This window comes from Marinobacter sp. AC-23 (assembly GCF_001858325.1).
GTDB lineage: Bacteria > Pseudomonadota > Gammaproteobacteria > Pseudomonadales > Oleiphilaceae > Marinobacter.
Genome location: NZ_MBPP01000091.1, coordinates 1 through 2,557, shown reverse-complemented (window position 1 = coordinate 2,557; position 2,557 = coordinate 1). Strand labels below are relative to the sequence as shown.

Annotated in this window: 2 protein-coding genes; one reads left to right on the top strand and one right to left on the bottom strand. The window is 53.9% G+C overall.

Annotated features, from left to right (window positions below; translation table 11 throughout):
- The coding region (locus BCA33_RS19460; protein WP_139173069.1) for a GGDEF domain-containing protein at positions 1-715 on the bottom strand (715 nt) is incomplete at its 3' end.
- A 146-nt stretch (positions 716-861) separates the two neighbouring features.
- Here BCA33_RS19460 and BCA33_RS19455 point away from each other — a divergent pair.
- Positions 862-2,557 (top strand): UvrD-helicase domain-containing protein (locus tag BCA33_RS19455; RefSeq protein ID WP_071268438.1); only part of this gene is annotated, 1,696 nt, incomplete at its 3' end.

The following is a 2,557-nucleotide window of genomic DNA, read 5'->3' as shown; positions in this document are numbered from 1 at the left end:
GCGAGTCTTCAATTTTTTCAACGATAATGGCTAGCTCATCACCGCCAATGCGCATCAAGGAATCCACGCGCCGCAGCCCCTGCCGAACCTGAGCCGCAACCTTGATCATCAGCTGGTCACTTTTCTGATAGCCAAATGACTCGTTAATGCTGCGGAAATCATCAATATTCAGGTGCAACAAGGCTAGCCGGTAGCTGCCTCGTTGAGCCCTGAGCAGGGCCTGCTGCAACCGGTCGAAGAACAAATCCCTGTTAATAAAGCCACTTGCCAGCCCTCTGCCCAGTTGGGTGTGGGCAGAGTTAGCCAGCTGCTCCCGATACCAAAGGCCCTTCACCGCTCGACAGAAGCTCCAATGATCAAGCTCCTGGCGACTCAGGTAGTCGGCCGCACCACTAGCAAGCAGCACCGGCGCTCGCTCACGGGGAGCCTCAGCGCTCAGCGCCAAAACAGGCCGCCCCTCACTGGCAACAGCCAGATACTGCAGAAACGCGGTTTCTGACCCGCCGTGGAATACGCAATTCCAAACAATAACGTCAAAGGTCGCGTTACGTATCAGGTCATCGCAAACCACCAGGTCCGGACACCATGTTGAATCTGGATTGGCCTCTGGGTCACCCGCCAGCAGTGCGTTAAGCCAGAGAAAATCAGCGTAATCTGGCGTCAGAACCAGAAGACGAAGCTGATCGTGTCCCACAGTTTCCAGTGGCAAGGTCATTAAGTAGAGTCCATGAGTGCGTATGCAGCAAATCCGATCTGTTAGAAGAATAGCTTATAGAACGGCAAGGTACAGAATAGTCAGGCTGGTGTAGACTATTGTCTTACCGATAAACCCCCGTTTCACCCCACTCTGGCAGTGAATTTGTGAACAAGCTCAACCCGAGACAAAATGAAGCCGTCCGCTACACCGATGGCCCGCTACTTGTGCTGGCAGGTGCAGGCAGTGGCAAAACCAGTGTAATTACCCGGAAAATCGCCTATCTAATTGAGCACATTGGCATTCCGGGCCGACACATTGCCGCCGTTACGTTTACCAACAAAGCTGCCCGCGAGATGAAAGAACGGGTAAGCCGGATTGTTGACCGCAAATTGACCCGGGGGCTGATCGTCTCCACTTTCCACAACCTTGGGCTGAATATAATCCGCGAGGAACACACTCACCTGGGCTACCATCCGGGCTTTTCAATTTTCGACGCGGAAGATGCCAAAGCCCTGTTACGAGACCTGATGCTTCGGGAAGCCAGCGCCGACGCCGGCGATGAGCTCAACGATGTTCAGATGACTATCTCGTCGTGGAAAAATGCCATGCGCGGGCCGGCGGAAGCATACAGCAAAGCGGCGGACGAGCGGGAGCAGCGAATTGCCATCGTCTACAAGCATTATAGCGAGTACCTGAAGGCTTACAACGCTGTCGATTTTGACGACCTGATCCTGCTCCCAGTGCAGCTGTTCCACACCAACCCTGAGGTGCTGGCAAAGTGGCGGCGAAAAATACGCTACATGTTGGTGGACGAGTATCAGGATACCAACATTTGCCAATACGAGCTGGTAAGAATGCTGGTTGCCGAGCGCGCGGCCTTTACAGTGGTTGGTGATGACGACCAATCGATATACGCATGGCGGGGCGCGCGACCAGAAAACCTCGCGCAGTTAAAAGAGGACTTCCCAAGCCTTAAAATCGTAAAGCTCGAACAAAATTATCGCTCTACCTCGCGCATTCTTCGTAGCGCCAATACGGTTATCGCCAATAACCCCCACGTGTTCGAAAAGGCTCTGTGGAGCGACCACACCATTGGTGATGAAATCCGTATTGTTCGATGCCGCAACGAAGATGCGGAAACCGAGCGAGTAGCCACAGAGATTCTTGATCAGAAGCTAAAGCAGGGGCTGGCATTCCGGGATTTCGCCGTACTTTATCGGGGCAACCATCAGGCTCGCTTGCTGGAGATGAAGCTGCAGGCGTACCAGATTCCCTATCATATTTCCGGCGGCCAATCGTTTTTCTCAAAAAACGAAATAAAGGACGCCATGTCCTATCTGCGCCTGCTAATCAACCCGGACGACAACGCTGCGTTCCTGCGGGTGGTGAATGTACCACGTCGTGAAATTGGGCCGCGCACCCTTGAACAGTTGAGCCATTACGCGCGCGCACGCAATGTCAGCTTGTTTAAATCGCTGGGCGATATGGGGGCGGAAACCCACGTAACCGAAAAGGGCCTGGATCGCCTGAGGCGCTTTGCCCATTGGGTGGATGCTACTTGCGAGCGCCTGCACAGCGAGAACCCTGTACCAGTTATCAAACAACTGTTTACCGACATTGAGTACGAGGAGTGGCTGCATCAGCACTCTGGCACACCCAAGCAGGCCGAGAGGCGCATGCAAAACATCTGGTTCTTGGTGGACTCCATCCAGCGCATGCTGGAGGACGGCAAGGGCACTGCGGATGAGCTGGGCATAGAAGACGCCATTACCAAGCTAATTCTGCGCGACATGATGGAACAAAAGGAAGAAGACGACGACAGCGACAAGGTGCAGCTATTAACACTGCATGCGTCTAAGG